Origin of the sequence: Fischerella thermalis PCC 7521 (assembly GCF_000317225.1) — a bacterium.
Lineage (GTDB): Bacteria > Cyanobacteriota > Cyanobacteriia > Cyanobacteriales > Nostocaceae > Fischerella > Fischerella thermalis.
Genome location: NZ_AJLL01000001.1, coordinates 1 through 1028 on the forward strand (window position 1 = coordinate 1; position 1028 = coordinate 1028).

The window sequence follows — 1028 nt, forward strand, 5'->3', positions numbered from 1 at the left end:
AATGACCATCGCAATCGGACGTAGTACTACCAGAGGGTGGTTTGACGTTCTCGACGACTGGTTGAAGCGGGATCGCTTCGTATTCGTAGGATGGTCTGGTTTATTGCTATTCCCCTGTGCATACCTAGCACTAGGAGGATGGCTGACCGGAACAACCTTCGTCACCAGTTGGTACACCCACGGCTTAGCATCTTCTTACTTAGAAGGCTGTAACTTCCTAACAGTAGCAGTATCAACACCAGCAGACGCAATGGGACACTCATTGTTGCTGTTGTGGGGACCAGAAGCGCAAGGAGACTTCACCCGTTGGTGTCAATTGGGTGGATTGTGGACATTCGTGGCGCTGCACGGAGCATTCGGATTGATCGGGTTCATGCTGCGTCAATTTGAAATCGCTCGGTTAGTAGGATTCGTCCTTACAACGCCATAGCCTTCTCCGCTCCCATCGCGGTATTCGTATCAGTATTCTTGATGTACCCCTTGGGACAGTCTTCTTGGTTCTTTGCACCCAGCTTTGGGGTAGCAGCGATCTTCCGTTTCTTGTTGTTCTTGCAAGGATTCCACAACTGGACACTCAACCCGTTCCACATGATGGGAGTAGCGGGTGTATTGGGTGGTGCGCTGTTGTGTGCAATTCACGGTGCAACAGTTGAAAACACCCTATTTGAAGACGGCGAAGGGGCAAATACCTTCCGTGCTTTCAACCCCACCCAAGCAGAAGAAACCTACTCAATGGTGACAGCAAACCGTTTCTGGTCTCAGATCTTCGGTATTGCTTTCTCCAACAAGCGCTGGTTGCACTTCTTCATGTTGTTTGTGCCAGTGACTGGTTTGTGGATGAGTGCGATCGGTATCGTTGGCTTGGCATTGAACTTGCGGGCTTACGACTTCGTTTCTCAAGAACTGCGGGCTGCTGAAGACCCAGAATTTGAAACATTCTATACCAAAAACATTTTGCTGAACGAGGGTATCCGTGCTTGGATGGCTCCTCAAGATCAGCCACACGAGAAATTTGTATTTCCTGAGGA

At 49.6% G+C, this 1028-nt stretch carries 1 pseudogene; it reads left to right on the forward strand.

The annotated features are described in order from the left end of the window. Position 1: 1 nt before the first annotated feature. Positions 2–1028 (forward strand): annotated as a pseudogene (gene psbD / locus UYK_RS23890) (photosystem II D2 protein (photosystem q(a) protein)); the annotation flags it as partial.